General features: G+C 57.8%; 17 protein-coding genes and 3 tRNA genes. 1 reads left to right on the top strand and 19 read right to left on the bottom strand.

Annotation, left to right across the window (positions count from 1 at the left end; translation table 11 throughout):
- Nucleotides 1–2: 2 nt before the first annotated feature.
- The 7 genes from ACRRNM_RS03320 to ACRRNM_RS03350 all read right to left on the bottom strand — a co-directional run bounded on the left by ACRRNM_RS03320 (nt 3) and on the right by ACRRNM_RS03350 (nt 8,701).
- Entirely contained in the window at nt 3–521 is a 519-nt protein-coding gene (locus tag ACRRNM_RS03320; RefSeq protein ID WP_435626823.1) for a diheme cytochrome c, read from the bottom strand.
- 13 nt (nt 522–534) lie between these two features.
- The gene (locus ACRRNM_RS03325; protein ID WP_435628633.1) at nt 535–924 is read right to left on the bottom strand and encodes a DUF1924 domain-containing protein; all 390 of its coding nucleotides are present in this window, start codon (nt 922–924) and stop codon (nt 535–537) included.
- 367 nt (nt 925–1,291) lie between these two features.
- Nucleotides 1,292–1,699, bottom strand: a complete 408-nt coding sequence (locus ACRRNM_RS03330) for a hypothetical protein (RefSeq protein ID WP_435626824.1) — start codon at nt 1,697–1,699, stop codon at nt 1,292–1,294.
- A 93-nt stretch (nt 1,700–1,792) separates the two neighbouring features.
- The gene (locus ACRRNM_RS03335; protein WP_435626825.1) at nt 1,793–4,555 is read right to left on the bottom strand and encodes an MtrB/PioB family outer membrane beta-barrel protein; all 2,763 of its coding nucleotides are present in this window, start codon (nt 4,553–4,555) and stop codon (nt 1,793–1,795) included.
- Between the two features lie 20 nt (nt 4,556–4,575).
- Nucleotides 4,576–5,529, bottom strand: coding sequence for a DmsE family decaheme c-type cytochrome (locus tag ACRRNM_RS03340; RefSeq protein WP_435626826.1), 954 nt, complete (start codon nt 5,527–5,529; stop codon nt 4,576–4,578).
- Nucleotides 5,530–5,894: 365 nt separating this feature from the next.
- A complete protein-coding gene (locus ACRRNM_RS03345; protein WP_435626827.1) occupies nt 5,895–7,262 on the bottom strand; it encodes a sigma-54-dependent transcriptional regulator in 1,368 nt (455 codons plus the stop codon).
- Nucleotides 7,259–8,701: a sensor histidine kinase gene (locus ACRRNM_RS03350; protein WP_435626828.1), complete on the bottom strand. Its 1,443-nt coding sequence runs from the start codon at nt 8,699–8,701 to the stop codon at nt 7,259–7,261. The genes ACRRNM_RS03345 and ACRRNM_RS03350 overlap by 4 nt, the downstream gene beginning before the upstream one ends.
- A 501-nt stretch (nt 8,702–9,202) precedes the next feature.
- Between ACRRNM_RS03350 and ACRRNM_RS03355 the strand changes: the two genes are divergently transcribed.
- Complete coding sequence (locus tag ACRRNM_RS03355; RefSeq protein WP_435626829.1) at nt 9,203–10,522, top strand: enoyl ACP reductase FabMG family protein; 1,320 nt, start codon at nt 9,203–9,205, stop codon at nt 10,520–10,522.
- A gap of 83 nt (nt 10,523–10,605) precedes the next feature.
- On the opposite strand, the gene ACRRNM_RS03360 is transcribed toward ACRRNM_RS03355, so the two are convergent.
- The 12 genes from ACRRNM_RS03360 to ACRRNM_RS03415 all read right to left on the bottom strand — a co-directional run bounded on the left by ACRRNM_RS03360 (nt 10,606) and on the right by ACRRNM_RS03415 (nt 24,302).
- The gene (locus tag ACRRNM_RS03360; RefSeq protein WP_435626830.1) at nt 10,606–12,498 is read right to left on the bottom strand and encodes a SurA N-terminal domain-containing protein; all 1,893 of its coding nucleotides are present in this window, start codon (nt 12,496–12,498) and stop codon (nt 10,606–10,608) included.
- Nucleotides 12,499–12,568: 70 nt separating this feature from the next.
- A tRNA-Asp gene (locus tag ACRRNM_RS03365) sits at nt 12,569–12,645 on the bottom strand.
- Nucleotides 12,646–12,660: 15 nt separating this feature from the next.
- Nucleotides 12,661–12,736 (bottom strand) — tRNA-Val (locus ACRRNM_RS03370).
- A gap of 11 nt (nt 12,737–12,747) precedes the next feature.
- A complete protein-coding gene (locus ACRRNM_RS03375) occupies nt 12,748–13,035 on the bottom strand; it encodes an HU family DNA-binding protein (RefSeq protein WP_435628634.1) in 288 nt (95 codons plus the stop codon).
- 127 nt (nt 13,036–13,162) lie between these two features.
- The gene (lon, locus tag ACRRNM_RS03380; RefSeq protein ID WP_435626831.1) at nt 13,163–15,589 is read right to left on the bottom strand and encodes an endopeptidase La; all 2,427 of its coding nucleotides are present in this window, start codon (nt 15,587–15,589) and stop codon (nt 13,163–13,165) included.
- A 99-nt stretch (nt 15,590–15,688) separates the two neighbouring features.
- Nucleotides 15,689–16,948 carry an ATP-dependent Clp protease ATP-binding subunit ClpX gene (clpX, locus tag ACRRNM_RS03385; RefSeq protein ID WP_435626832.1) on the bottom strand — a complete coding sequence of 420 codons (1,260 nt, stop codon included), beginning with the start codon at nt 16,946–16,948 and terminating at the stop codon, nt 15,689–15,691.
- Nucleotides 16,949–16,991: 43 nt separating this feature from the next.
- The gene (gene clpP, locus ACRRNM_RS03390; RefSeq protein ID WP_435626833.1) at nt 16,992–17,600 is read right to left on the bottom strand and encodes an ATP-dependent Clp endopeptidase proteolytic subunit ClpP; all 609 of its coding nucleotides are present in this window, start codon (nt 17,598–17,600) and stop codon (nt 16,992–16,994) included.
- Between the two features lie 4 nt (nt 17,601–17,604).
- Nucleotides 17,605–18,903 carry a trigger factor gene (gene tig, locus ACRRNM_RS03395; RefSeq protein ID WP_435626834.1) on the bottom strand — a complete coding sequence of 433 codons (1,299 nt, stop codon included), beginning with the start codon at nt 18,901–18,903 and terminating at the stop codon, nt 17,605–17,607.
- 35 nt (nt 18,904–18,938) lie between these two features.
- A tRNA-Leu gene (locus ACRRNM_RS03400) sits at nt 18,939–19,023 on the bottom strand.
- A gap of 43 nt (nt 19,024–19,066) precedes the next feature.
- On the bottom strand, nt 19,067–20,212 hold the full coding sequence (locus ACRRNM_RS03405; RefSeq protein WP_435626835.1) for an oxidoreductase: 1,146 nt from the start codon (nt 20,210–20,212) through the stop codon (nt 19,067–19,069).
- Nucleotides 20,212–21,453, bottom strand: a complete 1,242-nt coding sequence (gene odhB, locus ACRRNM_RS03410) for a 2-oxoglutarate dehydrogenase complex dihydrolipoyllysine-residue succinyltransferase (RefSeq protein WP_435626836.1) — start codon at nt 21,451–21,453, stop codon at nt 20,212–20,214. The genes ACRRNM_RS03405 and odhB overlap by 1 nt, the downstream gene beginning before the upstream one ends.
- Nucleotides 21,450–24,302, bottom strand: coding sequence for a 2-oxoglutarate dehydrogenase E1 component (locus tag ACRRNM_RS03415; protein ID WP_435626837.1), 2,853 nt, complete (start codon nt 24,300–24,302; stop codon nt 21,450–21,452). Before ACRRNM_RS03415 ends, odhB begins: the two co-directional genes overlap by 4 nt.
- Between the last annotated feature and the right edge of the window lie 61 nt (nt 24,303–24,363).

Here is a 24,363-nt window from a genome sequence, read left to right on the forward strand (position 1 = left end):
ACTTATCGTTGTTTTATGCCGAAATGACTGCGCTCCATCTGCAGATGGCAAGCCGCACAATTGGCGCGGCTCTTTACTTCCGGGTCTTCCCATGCACGTGCGGGAATTTTTCGCACCCCGTGCCTGCGCTTGAACCAATCGGTTTCTGTGATGCGCAAGGGTGTTGTACCTTCAGTCCAATGGTTGTTGGAATTGTTCGCCAGGAAAGCGCTGATCTCTGCGTTTATTTGCTCGGGCACAGTCGCATCGGCGCCAAAGTGCTTATCCAGGCTGCCCATGATTTTGCGCCAGGATTCGGTTGGCAACAGCCCTGGTTCGAAAGCAATGTGACATGAGCCGCATTCGGTTTTCCAGTTGTCGTTGGCCTGCACGGTTGCGGCCAGGTTGCCGCGCTTTTCCCCAAATCTCCCATGTAACGCACCATCTTGCTCATCTTCGGCCTGCGCGGCAGGCATCATTCCAATCATGATCAATGCAGCAACGGCAAGCCGCCGAAAAAGTTCCGGATAGTAATTCAACATGGCAATATCCTTACTAACGGAGGGTAAGCAGGTAGGTGAGCACGTCGCCCTTTTCCTGCGCCGTACATTCACGGCCAAGCACATCGTTGCAATTGCGCTTGAACCATTTTTCCACCTTGCTTGGGTCGGAAAAACGTTCCGCATTGGCCGATGGCGCAAGCGGCTTGACGAGTTTTCCTGTTTTCGCATGCTTTCCCTGTGCTGCGGGGTTTTCGGTGTGACAGGAAGCACAGCTCCATTCACCGCCATGCGTTGTCTTGAAAAATGCTTCTCCACGTGCAGCCGAGAATCCCTTGAAACCCGACATGCCTTCTCCCGCATCCTGCCGAATAGCAGACAGAATCTCATCCGGAGTTTGAGCGAAAACCGGTGACGCAGCCAATCCGGCAACGGCCATGAACACCAGGCCCAATATATGAAATCCTCGAAACACTTTTGATCTCCTTCAATCAAACTACGCAATTACAAAACAACAGACCAATCTTCCTGCCTAATCTCTCCAGAAATTTCACACTACCTATATGGCGGCATTATGGCTTGGCATTCATTCGAATATTCAAGGAGAATTGTTTCAAAATGTTGTCGCATGGATTCTCGTGAATGAATAATTCGACAAAGGCGTCATAGACGGCAGGGCGACAACGAAAGGGCACGTCATCCATCAAGGCAGGATATGTTGTGGCGCCCGTCAAATGAATCAAACACCAATACAGAACCGGCGGCATCGCTGAAGCTCACAGCCGGAATTGAACAACTCGACTGTTGCCTGTTTATTTTTTTGCCGGCACCACGCTATCCACAAATATGATGGTGTCGAACGTGCGGTTCAGTGACTTGCTGAAGAACTTGTTCATTACCACACCGTCCGAATATTCGACGCTGGTGCCCTTGGTGATATTGTTTTTATAGGCGGCAAGCCATACTGGTTCCTTGTCGCCGGTTACCTGCAGGTAGGTGTACATGGGTGAGTCGATCACCTCCAGCACTTTTCCCTTGTGGGTAAGCGGGATAGACGGTGTAGCGGTGACCGCCATGTGCCCGGCAGGCAGTGAAGGAGCCGGTTTTGTGGCGGGTGTGGCTGCGGACTTGGCTGTATCGGTGTTTTGCTGATCGGTTGCCGCAACGGCAGTGCCGGCGATTGTAGCCAGCGTCAGCAGCGCAAAAACGGTTTTCATCATGATTTCCTTAAGTGAACAAATGGCATTCGCGTTCCAGAGAATGAAAAAAATGGGGCAGCCAGGTTCTGGCCACCCCATAACTCTCTGGGAGAATTACAGCTTGAAATCTAACATGACGCCCACCGCGTGGGAGCGATAGTTCTGCGGCCCCATATCGAAAACAAACCCGTCGGTCACACCGGCAGCAGTCAAACTCGCAGCAGGAGAAGCCTGGATGGTAGTGTAGTGCCAGTCGGTAATCCTGCCCTCCTCAAAGTGATAGAGCAATTTGATCGACAAGTCCTTAGTCTGGGGGATCAGCAGCTTCAGATCCAGGGTGTTCTGGTCAAAGTTCATGTCTGGCATGCCAAACCCGGTGAGGGGACCGGCTTGCAAAGCTGCAGTCGGCCCATAGGTATAGCCGGTTGTCGTGACTCCCCTGGTATGGGTGAAATCCGCCTGCAGTTTGGTCTTGCCAAAGTCGTACAACATGCTCAAGCCAAGAATATCGTTTCGGTCCTTGGTGTTGATGTCGAACCTGGCCAGCCTGTTGTATGGCAACGCGCAACCGCCGGGATTATTCAAATCCGTACAGGTGAGAGCCCAACCAGCCGGGTTAGGTGCAACAGCGAGTGTGCCGGCAGCAATACCGGCTGTGGCACTTGCCATGTTGTAGTTGCCCGTCTGATAGGTATAGAAGGCAGAAGCCGACAACTCTGTCGAAGGCTGGTAAGTCAGATCCAAGTTAAGCGTATCCTGATTTCTTTTGCTGGTACCCAGAAGGGCATCCGGAAATTTGCCGCGCTTCACCTGCATGGACGCCCCTGCATCCAGCTCCGGCGTCACGAGATAGTTAAAGCGGGCGTTGAGGATGCCCTGATCCCGGTCTGCCACATCCATCCTGCGCGTCTCGTACAAGGCTGTAGTCTGATAGGCGGCCGCCGGCAATACAACGGCCACAGGAAGGGCGGGATACAAGGCACCGCTCATCTGCGTGGTACGGAACTGTGTGGTGGTGTATTGGGAGCCGCGGCGCGTATCGTACTCATAAGATACGCGCAGGGTTCCTTTCTCATACCCGCTGTTGACGAAGCCCAGTTTGAGCTTGTCTTCCCAGGTCTTGTCCCGCTCACGGAAACTGCGCTTCACGTCTTCCCTTTCCAGTGCGGCATTCAGGCTAGAGTATTTATCGAGCTTATAGTCTGCCGAGATACCGTAATTGGTTTGCCTGGAATCGTAGGGCGTGTTCTGGATATAGATGGCGGTAGACGGTGCGGCGATGTTGGGCTGGAAAAGGCTGACTGCCGCACCATCGTTGAGAATACGTCCCCATACGCCATTGCACCCCAATGCATTGATTCCCCCGGGCGTAATCCCGGCAGCAGGGCTGTTGTCCGCATAGATGGCATTCGGGTTACATGCCAGATAATGCGTACTGTTCTGGGTCGCGTAATGGCGCAGCTTGGCCTTCACGTCCAAATCATCCTGCGGCTTGAGCGCCAAGCCCAGGTCAATCAGCTGGTTGTTGATTTTCGCGCCCGCTGTTAACTGGCTGAGCGCTCCGGTGGTATTCCAGGCCCCGGCCGCCGTGTTGGTTACGTTCATGGCGGCAATTCCAGGTATGGCATTCACGCTAGGCGGAATCAGCGCGTCGTTCTGCCGGTTGGTGCCCACCGAAACCGTGGCGGTGAAACGGCCTTTCATCCAGTCGGGAAGCTGGCGCTCATATTCGGCAGTGGCATTATAGGCCTCGTTGTCCGGAACCAGGTCGAAACGTCCCTGCGTCAAGGCTCGAGCAGCCACACCGTCCGCAGCTACAGCAAAATTCCCGAACGGAATCTGTATCGTTTCGGTGCCGATATGGTTGCGGAAAATGGAAGCCGAGAGGCTCAGATTGAGGCTGTTGAGGCCATCGGCGTACTGGATGCCCGCCAAAAGATCATGAGTGTTGTAATCGATCGATTCAGGCGCCTCAATGAACGGCGTGGCCTGCCCACCGCCGCCACCGATCCCCGCCACCATGCCGAATGGCCGCGAGCCCACGCGATGTTCATTGGTGTAGCTGGCATAGACCTTGGACTCGTCGCTCACATTCATGTCGAGGCGCGCTCCACCCTTTTTGCGCACGATGCTCAGTTCAGTACCTGCGTTGGCATTTGCGACAGCAATGACGCTGGCTGCATCCGCCGGGGTTATCCCCGGTGCAACTGCACCGGCGCCTGTACCCCCCGCCACCAGGCCTGGCTTCAGGGTGAGAGTACCTGTCCCGACGCCGTTAAAGATGTTGCGGTAAGAGGTGGTGAAAACATGCGGTGTCTCGTTGTAAAACGCTTTGACTTTCCAGTCGTTGTAGCGGCCGAAGGACATACCATAGTACTGATCGCTGTTTGTGACCCCGCCGCCGCTCAGGCTCAAGAAGCTGGCAGAGTCAGCCTGCTCCGCCTCCACGCCGAAGTTGTTGATATACAGGCTGTTGGCGGGGTCTTTGTACATCCTGAAGAGGGCATTCTTCTTGTTGTTGTCGCCGCCCATGATGCCGATTTCCAGATTTTTTGTGGAAGTCCACCCTGACGAGTTCTTCTCACCCTCCTCAGACAATGCGTAAGGAGTGCCATACAACTGACCGGTCGGGGTGTGTCTCCCATACGAAGAATTCGCCTCCAGCGATACCGGGCCGGCAGGATAGCCGGGGTTGCCGGCATTACCGAGCACGGTGTCTACCCCCACGCCCGAATCGGCAAGGGCGGGAACGGATGCCATCTGGGCAAACGCCGCTCCTATGCAGACAGTGAAAAGCTTCAAGCGAGGACTGATACTCATGGAAAATCTCCTATTACGTTTTGTTTCGACCTGACCGGAAAATGCTATGCGTTTCATGTTGTCGTCTCCTCGTCAGATCAACGCTGGAAGCGCGCGCCGGATGGATGGTTGCTGCCGTGTATCTGCGAGTGGCAGCTCTGGCAGGAACGCCCCAAGGCACGGTTACTGTTTTGACCGCCGCCAATAGCTATGCCAGGCACGGTATCCTGGTTATTGATAAAGTTGAACTGGTGGCCGCTCTGGTGGCATTGCTGGCACAGGAAGGGGCGAGCCACATTGAGCAGCTTGTCCTGATTCGAACCGTGCGCCGCATGACAAGTCAGGCAGCTTTCCTTCGCCGGTGCATGCTCCCAAAGGAAGGGACCGCGCTTTTCGGCATGGCAGGTGTAACAGATGTCATTGACGCTTTTCGCCTTGAGCAACGGCTTGGTCACCGAACCGTGCGGATTGTGGCAATCCACGCAACTCATCTTGCCCTCGGGAACCGGCATGTGCGAACGCCTCCTGAATTCGGATTGCTGTTGCTTGTGACAGGATTGGCAGGTCTCGGTAATGCTGGCTTTCTTCAGCAGGCCGCCAGGAGAGAATTTGGCCATCGGGTTGTGACAATCGCTGCAGCTAAGCTTGTTGGTATCGTGAGTCGAACCGGACCAATACAGGCGGTTCCCGCCCTTATGACAGGACAGGCAGGTGCTCGTCTGTTTCTCGGCCGGGGTTCCCCATTCCCGGGAGAAACCGATGATGGCGCTCTTGTCGGTAGGATTCTCGGCATGAATGGAACCCGGCCCGTGGCAGGCTTCGCACACCTGCTTTTCCATCTGGTTCCGCGGATTTTCGCGGAATACCTTGGCATGCAGGGTGTGCCCGAAAACATTGCTCTGAACATCATGACAGGTGGCACAGACTTTTTCGCCAACATAGCCGGCGGCATTTTGCGCCGCAGCGGCAGGTTCAGCGGCCAGTGCCATCCGGCCGGCAGACAAGCCTAGCAACAACATGACAAACCCCACCAGCGCTGCACCCCTACCCAAGAATCGCTCCCAAATCATTTTCTACTCCCCTGGAATAAAACAAAAAAACTAAATAAAAACCCAACCGGAAAACTGGAACACGCACCAATCCGCCCAAGAAAACATGGGGATAAAGATCACTGTCGGAGATATAAACCAGGTTTACAGACTCCCCTTACAGCAACCCCAAGCTCTTGATCGGCCTATACGGGTTACAAGCTGTTACAAAATGCAATCAAACAGAAACAAAATCCATTTAGTTAACGCAATCTTCGTGCCAAGATAGCGGCCAAATGGCAAACTCATTTAATCAATGAGTTGCTGAGGGTATGGAGAGGGAAAAAACAGGAAGGTAATTTCAGGCTGTCATGAAAACATAACAACTGTCATGCATCCATGACAAGCCCGAGTCGTTTCAGGTAGGGATAGAGATTTTGGCGCGCCATTCCAGAAAGGCGTGCGGCTTCGGACACATTTCGGCCGGCAGCCTCAAACAGGCGTGAAAAATATTCGCACTCGAATTCCTCGCGTGCATCGCGGAAGGTCGATAACGGACGTGGGGTACCGTCCGCCGCGGCCACCGCTGCACCGAGAGTGCCCAGGTCGCTCGCTGCGATCAGGCCCGAAGACTTTATTGCCACGACACGCTCGATGATGTGCTGCAGTTCACGCACATTGCCTGACCATGTCGCCGTTTCGAGGCGTTCCATTGCCTCAGGCGTGAAAGGGCCGACTTGCCTGCCAAACTTGCGGTTGAAGTGGCTGAGAAAATACTGCGCCAGCGGCATCACATCCTCCACCCGCTTACGTAGCGGCGGAATATGCAACGCCACCACCTTGAGGCGGTAGTAGAGATCGCTGCGGAATCGGCCGGCGGCCACCTCGTCCTCCAGCGACTTGTTGGTCGCACAGATCAGCCGGAAATCGCTGCAGCGCTGCGCCGTGGCGCCCAGCCTGGTAAACTTGCCCTCCTGCAGCACACGCAACAGACTGGATTGCAGCTTGGCGCTCATATCGACAATCTCATCAAGAAACAGCGTGCCGCCATCGGACTTTTCAAAATAACCCGCCGTGGATTTTGCCGCCCCGGTAAACGCCCCCTTTTCATAACCGAACAACGTGCTTTCAAGCAGTTGTTCGGAAAGCGCACCACAATTGACTTCCAGCATGGGGCTGTCCGATCTGGAGCTGGAGCGATGAATAAGCTGGGCAATCAGTTCCTTGCCGGTACCGCTCTCCCCCTCGATCAGCACCGTTGTGTCCAGCGGCGCCACTTGGCGCACTTGGGCGAGCAACCCCTCGATGGCCGCCGAGCGGCCGATAATCACCGGCGCAGCTCCTTGTGCATCCAGGCTCTCGCGCAGCTCGGCAATCTCGCGATAGGCGCGATCCAGTTCGAGGGAGCGGGCAATGACGGCATCCAACTCCTCGATATTCTCAAAGGGTTTTGTCAGGTAGTCGAACAGGCCTTCCCGCACAGCACGCACTGCGTCGCGTACCTCGGCATACCCTGTGATCAGGATCGCCACCTGATGCGGCCGTTCGCGTCTCATTTCGGCAAAAAGATCCAACCCGTTGCCGTCCGGCAAGCGCTGGTCGAGGAGGATGAGGTTGAAATCGGTTTGGAGGAAGACTCTGCGTGCTTCGGCCGCATTTGCCGCCATCTTCAGATCGACCGGCTGCGCGCGCAGCAGCCCCTCAACCAGCCGCTGCGTAAAAGGGTCATCGTCAACCAGCAGTATTTTTGCCTTCATTCTTCAATATCCTTCTGAGGCTCCGCCGCGATGGTCGTTTGCGCCGGCAGCCAGATAATGAAGCTGGCACCGCCCTCAAAATTGTTTTCCGCATATAACCGCCCGCCATGCTGGGACACGATATGCTGTGCCACCGACAGCCCCAGTCCGATGCCGTTCTTGCGCGTCGTGTAAAACGGTGTGAACAGATGTTTCATGGCATCGGGTGACAATCCCGAACCATGGTCAGTGACTGTAATCGCCCAGCCGTCCACTCCCTCGTACGGTTTGGCCGAAATGCTGATCCAGATCGGCCCGAGCGGATCGGACTGGACGGCGTTGCTGATCAGATTGAACAAGGCGTGACGCAGCAGTACAGGATCGACCTGCAGCACCACCTCCCTGTCTGATGCGACCAATCCCACGGATGGTCCACCCTCCACGCTTTGCGAGAAGAAGTTGATGGTATCGTTCATCAACCAGTTCATCTCCGTCGGTTGCGGCTCGGAGCGCGCGAGCTGGTTGAAGCGCAGCATGCGCTGCACGAAGTTGCGGCAATGCTCGCCGGCTTTGCGGATATCACCCAGGAGTTCGCGGGTGCGTTCCGGCTTGTCGATCTCGCGCTCAGCCAACTGCGCCAGGTTGACGACTCCCACCAGCGGATTGTTGATCTGGTGTGCGATTTCGCTGACCATGCGTCCCATGGCCGAGAGCTTCTCCATCTGCACGATGCGCTCATGCTCGGTGCTTAGTTGGCGGAACTGTGTTTCCGCATCACGCTGGCGGCGATAGACCGAGCGAAACAGATGAAACAGTGCGAAGAACAGTATCGTTCCACCGATGGCAATAACCAGCCACAGCAACAACACACCATGCCGCAGGGTACTGATCAGGTCGTCTGCCGAGCGGTACACCTCCACCAGGCCCTTGATTTCCCCTCCGGGAGCCCCCGTTTTTTTAATCGTGATCGGCACAAAGAACTCGATCAACCTGGTGTGCGGCAGGGGATGCTTTAGATGTGACGGGGGATTGTATGGGTCGAAGATGCCACTGGGAATTCCTCCCCACATCTGAGCGAGGCGTTCCCTGGTTCTCGGTTTTTCTTGGCCGACCATTTCCTTCACATCCGACCAGATGACGGTGGTATCGGCGTTGTATAACTTGATGCGTATCACGCCCGGAATGTTTTTCAACAGCAAGAAACTCTGCTCGAAGTGTAGTTGCGACGAGGTGCTCTTGTAATTGTCAAAATCCTCGGCCCTCAATTCCTCCCGTGCAAGAAAGAGCACCATTTCGCGAACAATTACCGATTCATGCTGAATGAGCTCGTCCTCGAAGAATCTTGACTGTGTATAGCCAGTCGCTGCAACCATGACCACAATCAGTACCAGGCTGACCAGTGTGAAAGTGCGCGGTGGTGTGCTTTTAACCCAACGTCTATTCCAAATTTTCATCGACATCCTAACCACCGGCTACAGCCATCAACCAACCCGTTTGTCTTAACCGTTGTTGCCATGTTAATTCCATTCCGGTTAACCCGATAAATATATCTCCGCAAAGCAGGAGAGCGTCTTGCGCCCGCACTCCGTCGAACGAACACATTCGCTTTGGCAATATCGCCTATTCATAGCAGCCCTGTCAATCAATAGTGCCGCCCCTTTCCAGCATGTGTGTGAACCTGAAATTGAACAGCGTTGGAATATATATGTTGGCTCCTCGAAAAACCTGCCGCACAACTCGATTCCACCGCCATATGAAGTTCTTTCCAAACATCCCTGCGAATACCAGGGCCACCGTCGCTCTCTACTCTCATGTCAATTAAGGTAAACTCGGCAGCTGTAAATCAGGATTCTCATGGAATGAAAAGCACCAGATTGGCTCCGGCAAAGGGTTTGGCCGGAAGCCAAATCGAGCTATCATTAGTAGAATAATAACTGTTCGTTAAGCGGAAGGCAGGTTTTATGAGTTCACGAGTGTCGTTGAGGGAAATTCCGAAGAAAAATATCTTTCGGAAGGGTGATGTTTTCGTGCTTTTTGGCGAGCTGTTTGGCCGGGGCTATGCCAACGGCCTGATCGACGAGGCCCGCAGGACGGGCATGACGATCGTCGGCATCACCGTCGGCCGCCGCGACGAAAACAACGCCTTGCGCCCGCTGACCGACGAGGAACTCTCCCAGGCCGAGGCCAATCTCGGAGGACGCATCATCAATGTTCCCCTGATGGCAGGGTTCGATCTGGACGCACCCACCGGCGAACCGACACCGACGGATCTGCTTGGCAACATGACCCTGAAAAGCTGGCAGGACGACAAACTCGATTGGCAGCATATCGAGAAATGCCGCGAAGCCGGTGTGCGGCGTTTCAAGAATTCGCTGGCACAAGTGATGTCCGAACTGGATGGCATGATTCCGGACGGCAGCAATGTCTTCTTCGCCCATACCATGGCCGGCGGCATCCCCAAGGTGAAGGTCTTCCTAGCCATCGCGAACCGGATATACAAAGGCCAGGGCGAACGCTTCATGTCTTCGCGAGCATTGCTTGACAGCGATCTTGGCAAGCTGATCCTGATGAATTTCGACGAGGTCACCGCCAACACATTCCAGCACCTGATCGAGGGCAGCGCCGCAATACGGGCTCGAGTGGAAAAGGCCGGGGGGCAGGTGCGCTATACGGCCTATGGTTACCACGGCACCGAGGTCCTTATCAATGGCGGTTACGAATGGCAGACCTACACCAACTACACCCAGGGTTACGCCAAGATGCGTCTCGAGCGCGCCGCCGAATCCGCTTGGGCCGCCGGCATCAAGGCGACGGTATACAACTGCCCCGAGATACGCACCAATTCTTCCGATATCTTCGTCGGCGTCGAGCTCTCCCTGTTCCCCCTGCTGAAGGCGTTGAAGCGGGAAAATGGCGGCGCCTGGGCTGAATCGCAATGGCAGGTTTGCAGTGCTCTGTTGCAGGAAGGCTCCACGCTGGAAGGGCTATTGCAGAAGATCAACGACTACAACGCAAGCGAGGTAATGAAAGGCTTTCGCAATTTCGAGGCCTGGCCGATGGACAACAGCCGGGAACTGGCCGACCTGATGATAGGCACGTCGGATGAAATCACCCAGATGCACAAAGACCGCAAGGCGCTGGTGACCGATTTTCTGAGCGCCCTGGTGCTGGAAGGAACCGGGCCGTTGATGTTTTACGAAACCTCGGATCCCGCTGCCCCGGTTATCTGGCTGAATCACGACATCATCGCAAAGCAACTCATTGAAAGACACTGCAAGTAAATTTGGCGCAACTCGAGCTTGCCGCCAAATAAAAACGCCACCCAAGGGTGGCGTTTTTATTGGGTCATGCCTTACGCGCTTGTTTAATTCCCCGGCGCCTTTTCCGGCAAAGTCACTTTGATGGTTGCCTGCTGCTTGGCGTCGGCCAGATAAGCCTTGAACATCTCCTCGCCGGCCAGTTGGCGCAATCTTTGCGCATAGCCGGCCAGTTTTGCATCGTCAGGCTTACCGCCTTCCTTGACAGCCTCTATGCGCACCAGCAGATAGCCGTTTTGCGGCGTTTCCGCCCCGGCATACCGCGGCAGCTTGACTGCATCCGCCTGGAATATCTTGCGTACCAACTCCTTGTCCAGCGAACCATGTTGCGCACGGCTGATGGATTGGGGGGGAGTCCAGCTCAGCGCAGGCTTATCGCCGTGCTGCAATTGCTCCAGCAGCGTTTTGCCCTGTTTGACAGCCAGCTCCATTGCCTGTTGGCGCAGTAATTTCTGGCGGATCATTTCCTGCACCTCGTCCAGCGCACGTGCAGCGGCCGGCTTGTATTCCAGAACCCGTGCGGCAACCAGCGTGTTGGGGGCCACCTCGATCGCCGCGGTATTGCGTTTGTTTTTCACGGTTTCATCGGTGAAGATTGCCTGCAGCATTTTTGTCGTCCAAGGCTCGCCTGCGGCAGCCCCCTTGACCAGCCACCCGCTCTGCTCCATCTTCGCACCGACCAATTCAGCCGCCGGCTTCAGGGTATCGCTCTGTTCATAGACGGTATTGCTGAATTTTTCCGCCAGTTCGGCAAACAGGTCGGCAGCTTTTTGCTGGCGTAGTTTATTGATGACACCTTCGCGCACCTCCTCGAATGGTGCAATTTTTGCGGGTTTAACCGCGAGCAGCTTGATGATGTGATAGCCAAAATCAGATTTCACCACCCCGCTGATTTCCCCTTGTTTGAGCGCAAAGGCGGCATCGTCGAACGGCTTGACCATCATGCCTCGGCCAAAGAATCCGAGACTCCCGCCATTCGCTGCGGAACCAGGATCCTGCGAGTTCTGCTTGGCCAGCTCGGCAAATCCCTCGGGGGTTTTTCTGGCCTGTTGCAGCAACTGTTCGGCCTTTGCCTTGGCTGCTTCCTGCTCGGCCTGCGGCGCGGCTGCGGCTACCGCAATCAGGATATGCGCCGCCTGGCGCTCCTCCGGCGTACCGAAATCGCCCTGATGTTCGTCGTAATACTTGCGCGCATCTTCCGTTTTCACTTCGGCTTTTGGCAGCAAATTCGCCACTGAAAGCTTCACATATTCGACTCTGGCCTGCTCCTGAACCTGGAATTCTTTCTGGTTTTGCTCGTAATATTTTTTCAGCGCGGCCTCATCCACTTTCGCCTGCGCCAGATAGGGCTGGAATGATACGGGCGATATGCTCACCACGCGCTGCTGTTCCATCAGGCGGATAACGTTATCCGCCACACTGTTAGAAACAAATCCATTCTGCAGGTAGGCATCGCGCAACTGCTGGCCGAGCAGCTCACCGCGCAGGCGCGCCTCGAACATCAACGGCGACATATTCTGGTTTGCCAGCGCAGCCTCGTAACGCTTCTTGTCAAACTTGCCGTTATCCTGGAACGCTTCGATACTTTGAATAACCTGCGCCATCTGCTCGTCGCTGACTGCCAGGCCGACAGCCTTGGCGCGCTCAATCAGCAGGCGCTGCGCAACCAGGTTGTCTATCACCGCATGCCTCATTTCAGGATTGTCCAGCATTGCGGCATCAAAATTTGCGCCCAGCATCTGGCGCAAACGGTCCTGTTGCTGGCGCAGTGAATTTTCAAACTCCTGCTGGGTAATCTTTGCATCGTTCACCGTGGCGACTACTTCCGCCGTATTCCCGGATTGCCTGTACGAGTCCATTCCCCAGAATGCAAACGGCAAGATGATGAGCGCCAGAACTATCTGCACCAACCGCTTTTTTTCATGGACAAAATCAAACATAGTGGCAGCACCAAGCTATTGATTTAAAAGAAACAGATGTGAAAAAGGCGAACTTTCGTTCGCCTTGATTTGGCGGAGTGGACGGGACTCGAACCCGCGACCCCCGGCGTGACAGGCCGGTATTCTAACCAACTGAACTACCACTCCAATAAACTTGCTTGTTGGTGGGTACTGACGGGATCGAACCGCCGACATTCGCCTTGTAAGGGCGACGCTCTACCAGCTGAGCTAAGCACCCAACAAAGTCGACTAGTTTACAGCATCCTTCAGACCTTTGCCAGCTGTAAATTTTGGAACCTTGGCTGCCTTGATCTTGATCGTCTCGCCGGTGCGAGGATTGCGACCAGTACGTGCAGCACGCTTGCCAACTTTGAAGGTGCCGAAACCGACCAGGCTTACCGTATCGCCTTTTTTCAATGCCTTTTTAATCGAATCTACGGCTGCATCCAGCGCACGGCCGGCAGCTGCCTTGGAAATATCAGCGGATTTTGCAATTGCATCAACCAGATCAGATTTATTCACGTAAGCCCCCTTAATTATTGAGTGGTTAAAAACAGGATGAAGTCCTGCAACGGCTTTATATCAAGGCTTCGCAGCTTTGGTCAAGCGATTGCGAAAATTTTTTTCATCTTGCACCACGACCGACTAGCTGCTATCAATTTTTCTAGTGCTTGGTTACCAGCGTCGCTTCCTGAGTGCCGCCGGCTGCCGGCAATCCAGCAGGTGCGGTGGTTTCAGGCGATTCCGGCAGAGGCTCCGGGGTGCGCTCCAGAGCCAGTTCCAGCACTTGGTCTATCCATTTAACCGGGTGGATATCCAGCCGGTTTTTGATATTGTCTGGAATTTCTGCAAGGTCCTTAGTATTTTCTTCCGGAATCAAAACTATCTTGATCCCCCCGCGCTGAGCCGCCAGCAGCTTCTCCTTCAGGCCGCCGATCGGCAACACTTCACCGCGTAGGGTAATTTCACCGGTCATCGCCACATCGGCGCGTACCGGTATCCCGGTCAACGCCGAGACGATGGATGTGCATATACCAATCCCCGCGCTCGGGCCATCCTTGGGGGTTGCCCCTTCGGGCAAGTGGATATGCAGATCCGACTTCTGGTAAAACTCTTCATTTATGCCCAGCCGCTTGGCACGACCGCGCACCACACTGATGGCGGCCTGGATGGATTCCTGCATCACTTCGCCAAGCTTGCCGGTGGTAGTGGTCTTGCCCTTTCCCGGCAACACGGCGGTTTCGATGGTGAGTAACTCACCGCCTACTTCCGTCCATGCCAAACCGGTGACCTGACCGACCTGGTTGTTCTTTTCGGCTATCCCGTATGAATAGCGACGTACGCCGAGGTATTTATCGAGGTTGCGCGCATTGACCACGATTTTCTTATCGCGCTCTTTCAGCGAAAGCGACTTCACCACCTTGCGGCAAATCTTGGAAATTTCCCGTTCCAGGCTGCGCACTCCCGCCTCGCGCACGTAATAGCGCACGATGTCGCGCAACGCACTCTCGGAGATGTTGATTTCCTCAGGTTTCAGGCCGCTGTTCTTGATCGCCTTGGGTACCAGGTAGCGCGTGGCGATATTGATCTTCTCATCTTCCATATAGCTGGAAACATGAATAATCTCCATGCGATCCAGCAACGGTTCAGGAATGTTCAGGGTATTCGCGGTCGCCACGAACATCACGTCGGAAAGGTCATATTCCACCTCGACGTAGTGGTCGACAAACGTGCTGTTTTGCTCCGGATCGAGCACCTCCAGCAGCGCGGAAGATGGATCGCCGCGCATATCCATACCCATCTTATCTACTTCGTCGAGCAGGAATAAGGGGTTTTTCACCGCGACCTTGCTCATGTTCTGCAGTATCTTGCCCGGCATAGAACCGATATAGGTACGGCGGTGGCCGCGAATCTCGGATTCATCGCGCACCCCACCCAGCGACATGCGCACAAATTTGCGGTTGGTGGCACGCGCGATGGACTGCCCCAGCGAGGTCTTGCCCACGCCAGGAGGACCGACCAGGCAGAGTATCGGGCCTTTCAATTTGTTCACCCGCTGCTGCACGGCGAGATATTCGAGGATGCGTTCCTTGACCTTATCCAGACCGTAATGGTCTTCTTCCAGCACCACTTCGGCCTTTTTCAGGTCGGCGCTGATCTTGGTTTTTTTCTTCCACGGCAGACCGACCAGCACATCGATGTAGTTGCGCACAACGGTCGCCTCGGCTGACATCGGCGACATCAGGCGCAGCTTCTTAAGTTCCGCTTCAGCCTTGCTACGCGCCTCTTTGGGCATATGTGCAGCCTTGATTTTCTTTTCCAGTTCATCGAGGTCGGTGCCCTCCTCACCCTCTCCCAACTCCTTCTGGATCGCCTTGACCTGCTCGTTCAGGTAATACTCGCGCTGGCTCTTTTCCATCTGGCGCTTCACGCGGCCGCGGATGCGCTTCTCGACCTGCAGGATATCGATCTCGGCCTCCAGCAGGCCGAGCAGGTGCTCCAGCCGCTGGCGCACGCCAAAGACCTCCAGCACCTCCTGCTTTTGCTCCAGCTTGAGCGGCAGATGGGCGGCGATCGTGTCGGCCAGGCGCCCGGCATCATCGATACCGGCCAGCGAAGTCAAGATTTCCGGCGGGATTTTCTTGTTGAGTTTCACATACTGGTCGAATTGCGCAATCAAGGCGCGGCGCATGGCCTCGGACTCGCTGTCCGTTCCATCTTCGGCAGGAACGATTTCCACCTCGGCGTCGAAATGGCTGTCAGCATCGAATACGCGCAGCACATTGACGCGCTGCGTGCCTTCCACGAGCACCTTCACCGTGCCGTCAGGCAATTTGAGCATTTGCAAGATGTTCGCCATGCTGCCGACGGCATACAAGTCTTCCTTGGAGGGATCATCCTTGGCCGCCGATTTCTGCGCGACCAGTACGATACCCTTGCCTGCCTCCATGGCCGTTTCCAGCGCCTTGATGGATTTGGCGCGCCCGACGAACAGCGGGATGACCATATGCGGAAACACCACGACATCGCGCAATGGCAGCAGCGGGTGCAGGTTGGCTGTTACGACGTTTGAAGTATCTTGTTCTGACATGGCGGTAACCTATTCGTTGACTGTGAGGTTAGATGGGGGTGGTTCTGAAAAATTCAACCACCCCGGAACAAGGCATCAAAACAAGCGTTTAGGGCTTAATCAGGCTGCCTTGGGCGTATCCGCATAGATGATGATGGGTTTGATTTCCCCCGCCAGGCCTGTTTCGTCCAACACCACTTTGCTGACGTTTTCCGTCGATGGCAGATCGAACATGATGTCCAGCAAGGCGGTCTCGAGGATCGAGCGCAACCCGCGCGCACCGGTTTTGCGCGCCAAGGCCTTGCGCGCGATGTTCAGCAGCACCCCCTCGCGGAATTCCAGCTCCACGCCTTCCATCGCAAACAGCTTCTGGTATTGCTTGGTCAGCGCATTCTTCGGCTCGGTAAGGATTTGCACCAGTGCGGCCTCATCCAGCTCCTCCAGCGTCGCCACGACCGGCAGGCGCCCGACAAACTCCGGGATCAGGCCGAACTTGATCAGGTCTTCCGGCTCAACATCGCGCAGGGTCTCGCCGGTCTTGCGCTCGTCCTTGCTGCTGATGGTCGCGCCAAAGCCGATGCTGGCCTTGGCGGAGCGGTTGCGGATGACCTTCTCCAGCCCATCAAACGCGCCGCCGCAGATGAACAGGATGTTGGTGGTATCCACCTGCAGGAATTCCGTATTCGGGTGCTTGCGCCCGCCCTGCGGCGGAATCGACGCCTTGGTGCCTTCGATCAGTTTCAACAGGGCCTGCTGTACGCCCTCACCGGAAACGTCACGCGTGATCGAGGGGTTGTCCGATTTGCGCGAAATCTTGTCGATCTCGTCCACGTACACGATGCCGCGCTGCGCTTTTTCCACGTCGTAATCGCAGGCCTGCAATAGCTTCTGAATGATGTTCTCGACGTCTTCGCCGACATAGCCCGCCTCGGTCAGCGTGGTGGCATCTGCCATCACGAACGGCACATCCAGCAGGCGTGCCAGCGTCTGCGCCAGCAGTGTCTTGCCGGAACCGGTCGGGCCGATCAGCAGGATGTTGCTCTTGGCCAGTTCCACGCCGTCCTTGTCATCGCTCTTGAGGCGCTTGTAGTGGTTGTACACCGCAACCGACAGAATCCGCTTGGCCCGCTCCTGCCCGATCACGTATTCATCGAGCGTCGCATGGATTGCCTTGGGCACGGGCAGATCCGCCTTGCCATCCTTGCCTGTCTTGTCCTGGTCATTCTGGATTTCCTCGCGCATGATGTCGTTGCACAGCGCGATGCATTCGTCGCACACAAACACCGACGGGCCCGCAATCAGCTTGCGCACCTCATGCTGGCTCTTGCCGCAGAATGAGCAGTAAAGCAACTTGTCACCCGATTTTTTATCGCCAGCCATCGCTGTTACCTCTGTATCGTGTTATCGGCAATTCAATAAAATCTTAAACGCGCTTTTCCAGTACCTGGTCCGCCAGGCCGTATTTCACCGCATCCGGCGCGCTCAGGAAATTATCGCGATCCGTGTCGCGCTCGATGGTCTCGACCGGTTGGCCGGTATGCTGCGCAAGCAATTGATTGAGCTTCTGCTTCAGGTACAGAATCTCGCGCGCGTGGATTTCGATATCCGACGCCTGGCCGCGGAAGCCACCCAGCGGCTGATGGATCATCACACGCGAATTGGGCAGGCAGAAGCGCTTGCCTTTCTCGCCCGCCGCGAGCAGAAACGCACCCATGCTGGCCGCCTGGCCGATGCACAGCGTGCTGACATTCGGCTTGATGAACTGCATGGTGTCGTAAATCGCCATGCCGGCAGTCACGGACCCCCCCGGCGAATTGATGTAGAAATGGATATCCTTGTCCGGGTTTTCCGATTCCAGGAACAGCATCTGCGCCACGATCAGGTTCGCCGTGTGGTCGTTGACCTCGCCGACCAGGAACACCACACGCTCCTTGAGCAGGCGCGAATAGATGTCATACGCCCGCTCGCCGCGCCCGCTGGTCTCTACGACCATCGGGATCAAACCGATATTCTGTGGCTCCACATAATGCATCGCGTCATTTCTCCATCAATTCGTTAAAGGGAATGGCCTTGTCCGTCGCCTTTGCCTGCCCCATCGTCCATCCTACGATGTTTTCTTCCAGCACCAGATTCTCGATCTCCTGCAACTGAGAGGGATTTGCGTAAAACCAGCGCACCACCTCTTCAGAGTCGTCAAAGCTTTGCGCGTAATCCTCTACCAGAGCGCGCACCTGCTCGGGTTTTGCTCTCAGGTCATGTTTCTGCGTCAGATCGGCCATAATCAGGCCGAGCCTGACGCGCCTTTCTGCACGTTCGAAAAACAATTCCGGCGGCAATGCCATGTCCTTCATCTTCATGCCGCGCGATTCCATTTCCTGGGCGGTTTGCTGCATCAGGCTCCGTGCCTCCCATTCCACTAGCGCCTTGGGCACATCGAACTTCGCCGCCTTCAGCAAAGCGTCCATCGCCGTTTCCTTGTTGCGCAGCTTCAGGCGACGCGCCACTTCACGCTGCAGGTTGGTGCGCACCTCGCTCTCCAGCTTGCTGACATCGCCACCCTCGATGCCGACGTCTTCGGCAAACTTGGCGTCCGCTTCCGGCAGCTTGGGCGCCTCGACCTTGTGCAACGTAACGGTGAAAGTCACCTGTTTGCCCGCCACATCCTTGCCGTGATAATCGGCCGGAAAAGTCATGTCGAAAGATTTGGTCTCACCGGCCTTCATGCCGGTGATGGCCGATTCGAACTCCGGCAGCATGCGCCCCACCCCCAGTTGGAAAGGGTAATCCCTGGCTTCGCCGCCCTGGAAGACCTCGCCGCCCAGCTTGCCGGTAAAATCGATGCGCACCTGATCATCGGCTTGTGCGGCGCGATCCACCGGCTCGAAGGTGGCACGCTGCTTGCGCAGCGTCAGGATGGTGTTGTCCACGTCGGCCTGCGACAATTCGCAAACCACGCGCTCCAGCGCCTCACCCGACAGATCGCCCATCGCCACTTCCGGGTACACCTCGAAAGTTGCGCTGTATTCAACCTGATCGGCACTCAGATCGTTGGTCTTGATCTCGAATTGCGGATACCCAGCCACCCTCAGGTTATTGAGTTGTGCAGCCTCGTCGAATGAACGCTGCAGCGCCTCGCCCAGGGCTTCCTGATGCGCCTGCGCGCCGTAATGCTGCTCCAGTATCTTTGCCGGGATTTTGCCCGGACGGAACCCGGCAATCTTTGCGGTACGGCCGATCTTTTTCAGCCGGGCAGCAACCTCACCGCGGATGACTTGTTGAGGAATGGCTGCGTTAAGACGGCGTTCTAACGCGCTCACAGTTTCTACGCTGGACATGCTTGAGTTCCTTGAGTTGAAGTTAAATTAGTTGCTGGTGCGAAAGGAGAGACTCGAACTCTCACGCCGTGAGGCGCTGGAACCTAAATCCAGTGCGTCTACCAATTCCGCCACTTTCGCGCTGTTTATTCCAGCCTGCCGGGCGGATTATAGCATCAGGAGTTCATTTTATCCCCACCACCGTGCGCCCGCGCAGCCTGCCTTGCAGCATCAGCGGAAACACTTGCGGCAGCTCGGCGAAGGGCACGCTATGCGCCACCTGCGCCAACAATTTCGGGCGCAGGTCAGATGCCAGGCGCCGCCAGATTTCGCGGCGCAGCGGCATCGCGGTGGCGGCGGAATCGATGCCGATCAGGCGCACACCGCGCAGGATGAAGGGTATCACCGTGGTGTGCAGCTCGATGCCGCCCGCGTTGCCGAAGCTCGCAATCACGCCGTCCTGCTGCATGGTGCGCGTGAGCCACGCCAGCGTCTCGCCGCCCACCGCGTCCAGCGCACCCGCCCACTGCGCCTTTTCCAGCGGGCGCGTGCCCATCACCAGTTCCTTGCGCGGCAGGATTTCCGCCACGCCGAGCGATTTCAGGTATTCGTGTTCGGCTTCCTTCCCGGTCAACGCGACTACATGGTAGCCAAGCTGCGCGAGCATCTGGATCGCGAGGCTCGCTACCCCGCCGGTCGCCCCGGTCACGATCACCTTGCCGCTCTCGGGGCGCAACTCGTTCTGCTCCAGTCGATGGATGGACAGCGCGGCGGCGAAGCCCGCCGTGCCGATCGCCATCGCATCGAATAGCGTCAGCCCCTGCGGCAACTGCGCCTCCGACACGTTACTGGTGGAACTACTAGCCATTCGACTAGGCGAGCCAACTACGCTCGCCAAGTCGCTGGTTATGGCGAAGCCGGCCGCTTGCGGGAGGAGGTGCGATGCTGTTGCTCCCGCACCCGTCGGCTCCGCCGCACCGTGTCGCAACAGCACCACCCAGTCCGCCGGCACCCGCGCGTACTCGGCAAATCCGCCGTCGTGATCCACACCCATGCCATAACCGGTGACCAACACCTCGTCGCCGGGCTTGTAGCGCGCATCCGACGAGCTTGCCACCACGCCCGCCGCATCCACTCCGCCGACACAGGGGAAGCGGCGCACCACCCTGCCCGCGCCGGTCGCCGCGAGCGCGTCCTTGTAGTTCACGCTGGAGTAGTGCACGCGAATCACCACCTCGCCGGGATCGAGATCGTCCAGCGCGAGCTCGACGAAACGGCCGGCAGATTTGCCGTTGTCTTCGAAAATCCGGTAGGCGCGAAAGAGGCTCATCACAAGTCCAGCAACACCCGTCCCGGATATTCCAGGGCTTCCTTGATGGCGACGAGGAACTGCACCGCCTCGCGCCCGTCGATGATGCGGTGGTCGTAGGACAGCGCGAGGTAGTTCATCGGGCGGATCACCACCTGGCCGTTCTCGGCCACCGGGCGATCCTTGGTGGCGTGGATGCCGAGAATGGCGGATTGCGGCGGGTTGATGATCGGAGTGGAGAGCATCGAACCGAACACGCCGCCGTTGGTGATGGAGAATGTGCCGCCGGCGAGCTCTTCCATCGTGAGCTTGCCGCTCCTGGCGCGTTCCGCAAAATCGGCGACCTGCTTTTCGATGGCTGCGAAGGAAAGCTTGTCCGCATCGCGAATGACCGGCACGACCAGGCCGCGCTCGCTGCCAATGGCCATGCCGATGTCAAAATAGCCGTGGTAGACGATGTCGTTGCCGTCCACAGAGGCGTTGACAATCGGGAACCTCTGCAAGGCCTGCACCGCCGCCCAGATGAAGAACGAGGAGAAGCCCAGCTTCACGCCGTGCTTTTTCTCGAATGCCTCCTTGTACTTGTTGCGCAACTCGATCACCGGCTGCATGTTCACCTCGTTGAAGGTGGTCAGAATCGCGGCATTCTGCTGCGATTGCAGCAGGCGCTCGGCGATGCGCTGGCGGATGCGCGTCATCGGGACGCGCCGCTCGGTGCGCTCGCCGGAAGAGATGGCTGTGCTCACTCCCTCTCCGCCCCCTCCCTCCCCCGCGGGGGGGGAGGGGGTCTGTTTCGGCGGCTGCACGACGCCCAGCACATCCTCCTTGGTGACGCGCCCGCCGCGGCCGCTGCCCTGCACTGCGGCAACATCGACTTCGTGCTCATGCGCGAGCTTGCGCACCGAGGGCGGCGCGGCAACTGGCCTGGCCCCCTCTCCTATCGAGGGATAGCCAGCGACTTGGCCGCTGTTTTGTAGCGGCCTAGTCGAATGGCTAGTTGTTCCATCAGAGGGAGTTGCCGCCACCTCCGTATCCAGCATGGCGATCACTTCGCCGCTCGCCACCTTTTCGCCACCGCCTTTCACGATCTTGCTCAACACACCGTTGGCGGGAGCGGGCAACTCCAGCACCACCTTGTCGGTCTCGATATCGATCAGGTTTTCGCCCTCCTGCACCGCCTCGCCCACCTGTTTATGCCAGGCCAGCAGCGTCGCCTCGGTGACTGATTCGGAAAGCTGCGGCACTTTGATTTCAATGCTCATGAGTGACTCCCGGGGATGATCTTGATGTCGAGGTCGAGGCGGAAGGCGGCGGCGATCACCGCCTTCTGCTGCTCCTGGTGTACCGCGAGATAGCCCGCGGCGGGCGCGGCGGACGAGGCGCGTAGCGCGTAGTCGAGGCGCATGCCGGGGCGCAGATGGCGCAGCAAATAATGCTGGATGCGGTGCCACGCGCCCTGGTTGCCCGGCTCCTCCTGACACCACACCAGTTCGGTCGCGTTCGGGTACGCCTCGACCTGCGCCACGAAGTCGTCGTGCGGGAATGGATAGAGCTGCTCGATGCGGATGATCGCCATATCCTGGATGCCCCTGGCGCGCCGCGCCGCGAGCAGTTCGTAATACACCTTGCCGCTGCATGCAATGATGCGCCGCACCCTGCCGGCCTCCAGCGCATCGACTTCGGCGATCACCGGCTGGAATTTTCCCTGTGCCAATTCCGCAAGCGGCGAAGCCGCATCCTTACTGCGCAGCAGGCTCTTGGGTGTGAACACGATCAAGGGCTTCCTCATCGGGCGCAGCATCTGGCGACGCAACAGATGGAACATCTGTGCCGGATTGGAGGGAATGCACACCTGGATGTTGTAGTCAGCGCACAGCTGCAAATAGCGTTCGATGCGCCCCGAAGAATGCTCCGCGCCCTGCCCCTCGTAGCCGTGCGGCAGCAGCAGCACCAGCCCGCAGAGCCGCCCCCACTTCACCTCGCCGGAGGCGATGAATTGGTCGATCACCACCTGCGCGCCGTTCGCGAAGTCGCCGAACTGCGCCTCCCACAGCACCAGCGTGTCGGGTTCGGCCGTGGCATAGCCGTACTCGAAGCCGAGCACCGCCTCCTCAGAGAGCAGCGAGTCGATCGCGATGAAATCCGCCTGTCCCGGCGCGAGATTTTGCAGCGGCGTGTAGGCGCCCTCGTGGCGCTCGCGGCGGTTCTGGTCGTGCCAGGTGGCGTGGCGGTGGAAGAAGGTGCCGCGCTGGCTGTCCTGACCGGAGAGCCGCACCGGGTAACCCTCGGTGAGCAGGGTGGCATAGGCGATGGTCTCCGCCATGCCCCAGTCCAGCGGCAGGTCTCCCTTCGCCATCGCGATGCGGTCCTCGACGACTTTCTGCACGCGCGAATGCAGCATGAAATTCTGCGGCACGCCGGTCAACGGCACGGCCAGCTGCCGCAGGCGCTCCAGCGGCACGGCGGTGTCCACCGGGACATTCCAGGGGATATCGCGCTGGAATTTCTTCCAGTCGGCCGCGATCTTGCTGTCGTGTTTTTCCAGCGCCGGCAGGATCGAACTGTCCCCAGCCTCCAGCGCCTTGCGGTAGGCGGCAATCATCGCGTCCGCCTCGCCCGGTGCGATCGCGCCCTCTTCCTCCAGCCGCCGTGCATACAGCGCGCGCATGCCGGGATGCTGGCGGATCAGGCGGTACATGTAGGGCTGCGTGACCAGCGGCTCGTCCTGCTCGTTGTGCCCCAGCTTGCGGAAGCACACCAGGTCGATCACCACGTCCTTGCGGAACTGCATGCGATAGTCCAGCGCGACCTCGGAGACCAGCAGCACCGCCTCGGGATCGTCCGCGTTCACGTGGAAGATCGGCGCATCGACCATCTTCGCCGCATCGCTGCAATACGCGCCGGAGCGCACGTCGCGCAGGTCGGAGGCGGTGAAGCCGATCTGGTTGTTGACGACGACATGCACCGTGCCGCCGGTGCGGTAGCCGCGCGTCTGCGACATGCTCAGCGTCTCCATCACCACGCCCTGCCCGGCAAACGACGCATCGCCATGCAAGAGAATCGGGATCGCCTTCGAGCCATCCAGGTCCTTGCGGCGATGCTGGCGTGCGCGCACCGAGCCTTCCACCACCGGATCGATGATTTCGAGATGGGACGGATTGAACGCCAGCGCAATATGCAGTTCGCCGCCCGGTGTCGCGATGTCGGCGGAAAATCCCTGATGGTATTTCACGTCGCCGGAGGTCAGATGTTCGGTGTGAATGCCCTCAAATTCGGCAAACAGCATCTGCGGCTGCTTGCCGAGGATATTCACCAGCACGTTCAGCCGCCCGCGGTGCGCCATGCCGATCACCGCCTCCTGCACTCCCTGTGCACCGCAGCGTTGCAGCAAGTGGTCGAGCAGCGGGATCAGCGGCTCTCCGCCTTCCAGCGAGAAGCGCTTCTGGCCGACGTATTTGGTGTGCAGGTAGCGCTCCAGTGTCTCGGCGGCGGTCAGCCGCTCCAGGATGCGGTGGCGCTGCGCGGCGGCGTAATTGGCCTGTCCGTGCACGCCCTCCAGGCGCTCCTGAATCCAGCACTTCTCCTCCATGTCGCCGATGTACATGTATTCCGCGCCGATGCTGCCGCAATAGGTCTGGCGCAGCAGATCGAGGATTTCGCGCAGGCTCATGCGCACGGCCCCGAAGTCGATGGCGACCTCCATATCGGCCGCCTCCAGGCCGTAATGCGCCGGATCGAGCTCGGCGATCACCGGCTTGATGCGGCGATCCAGCGGATCAAAGTTGGCGGCACGCATGCCGAGGGAACGATAGGCGTCGATGAGCTGTAACGCGCGGGACTGCCTACACTCCAGGCCGGCAACCGGCGAAGGCGCATGAACGGCGGGTGTTTCCGGCAGAATCGTAAAGGCGCGCCGGATGGGGCCGTGCGCCACGTCGCGCGCACCATTTGCCGAGGGCGGCAGCGAGTCGAACCAGGCGCGCCAGGCATCCGGCACGGCGCCGGGGGCGGCGAGGTATTGCTCGTACAGTTCCTCGATGAAGGGCGCATTCGCGCCGGACAGCGCCGAGCTGTCGTGCATGGCCTGCATGTAATTTTCCGGTACGGCCATAAGATCGCCCTCTGGTCCAACCGTAAAACGGCAGATCGAGGTTGGCCGATAAAACCGCCAA

Source organism: Ferrigenium straubiae (genome assembly GCF_051257895.1).
GTDB lineage: Bacteria > Pseudomonadota > Gammaproteobacteria > Burkholderiales > Gallionellaceae > Gallionella > Gallionella straubiae.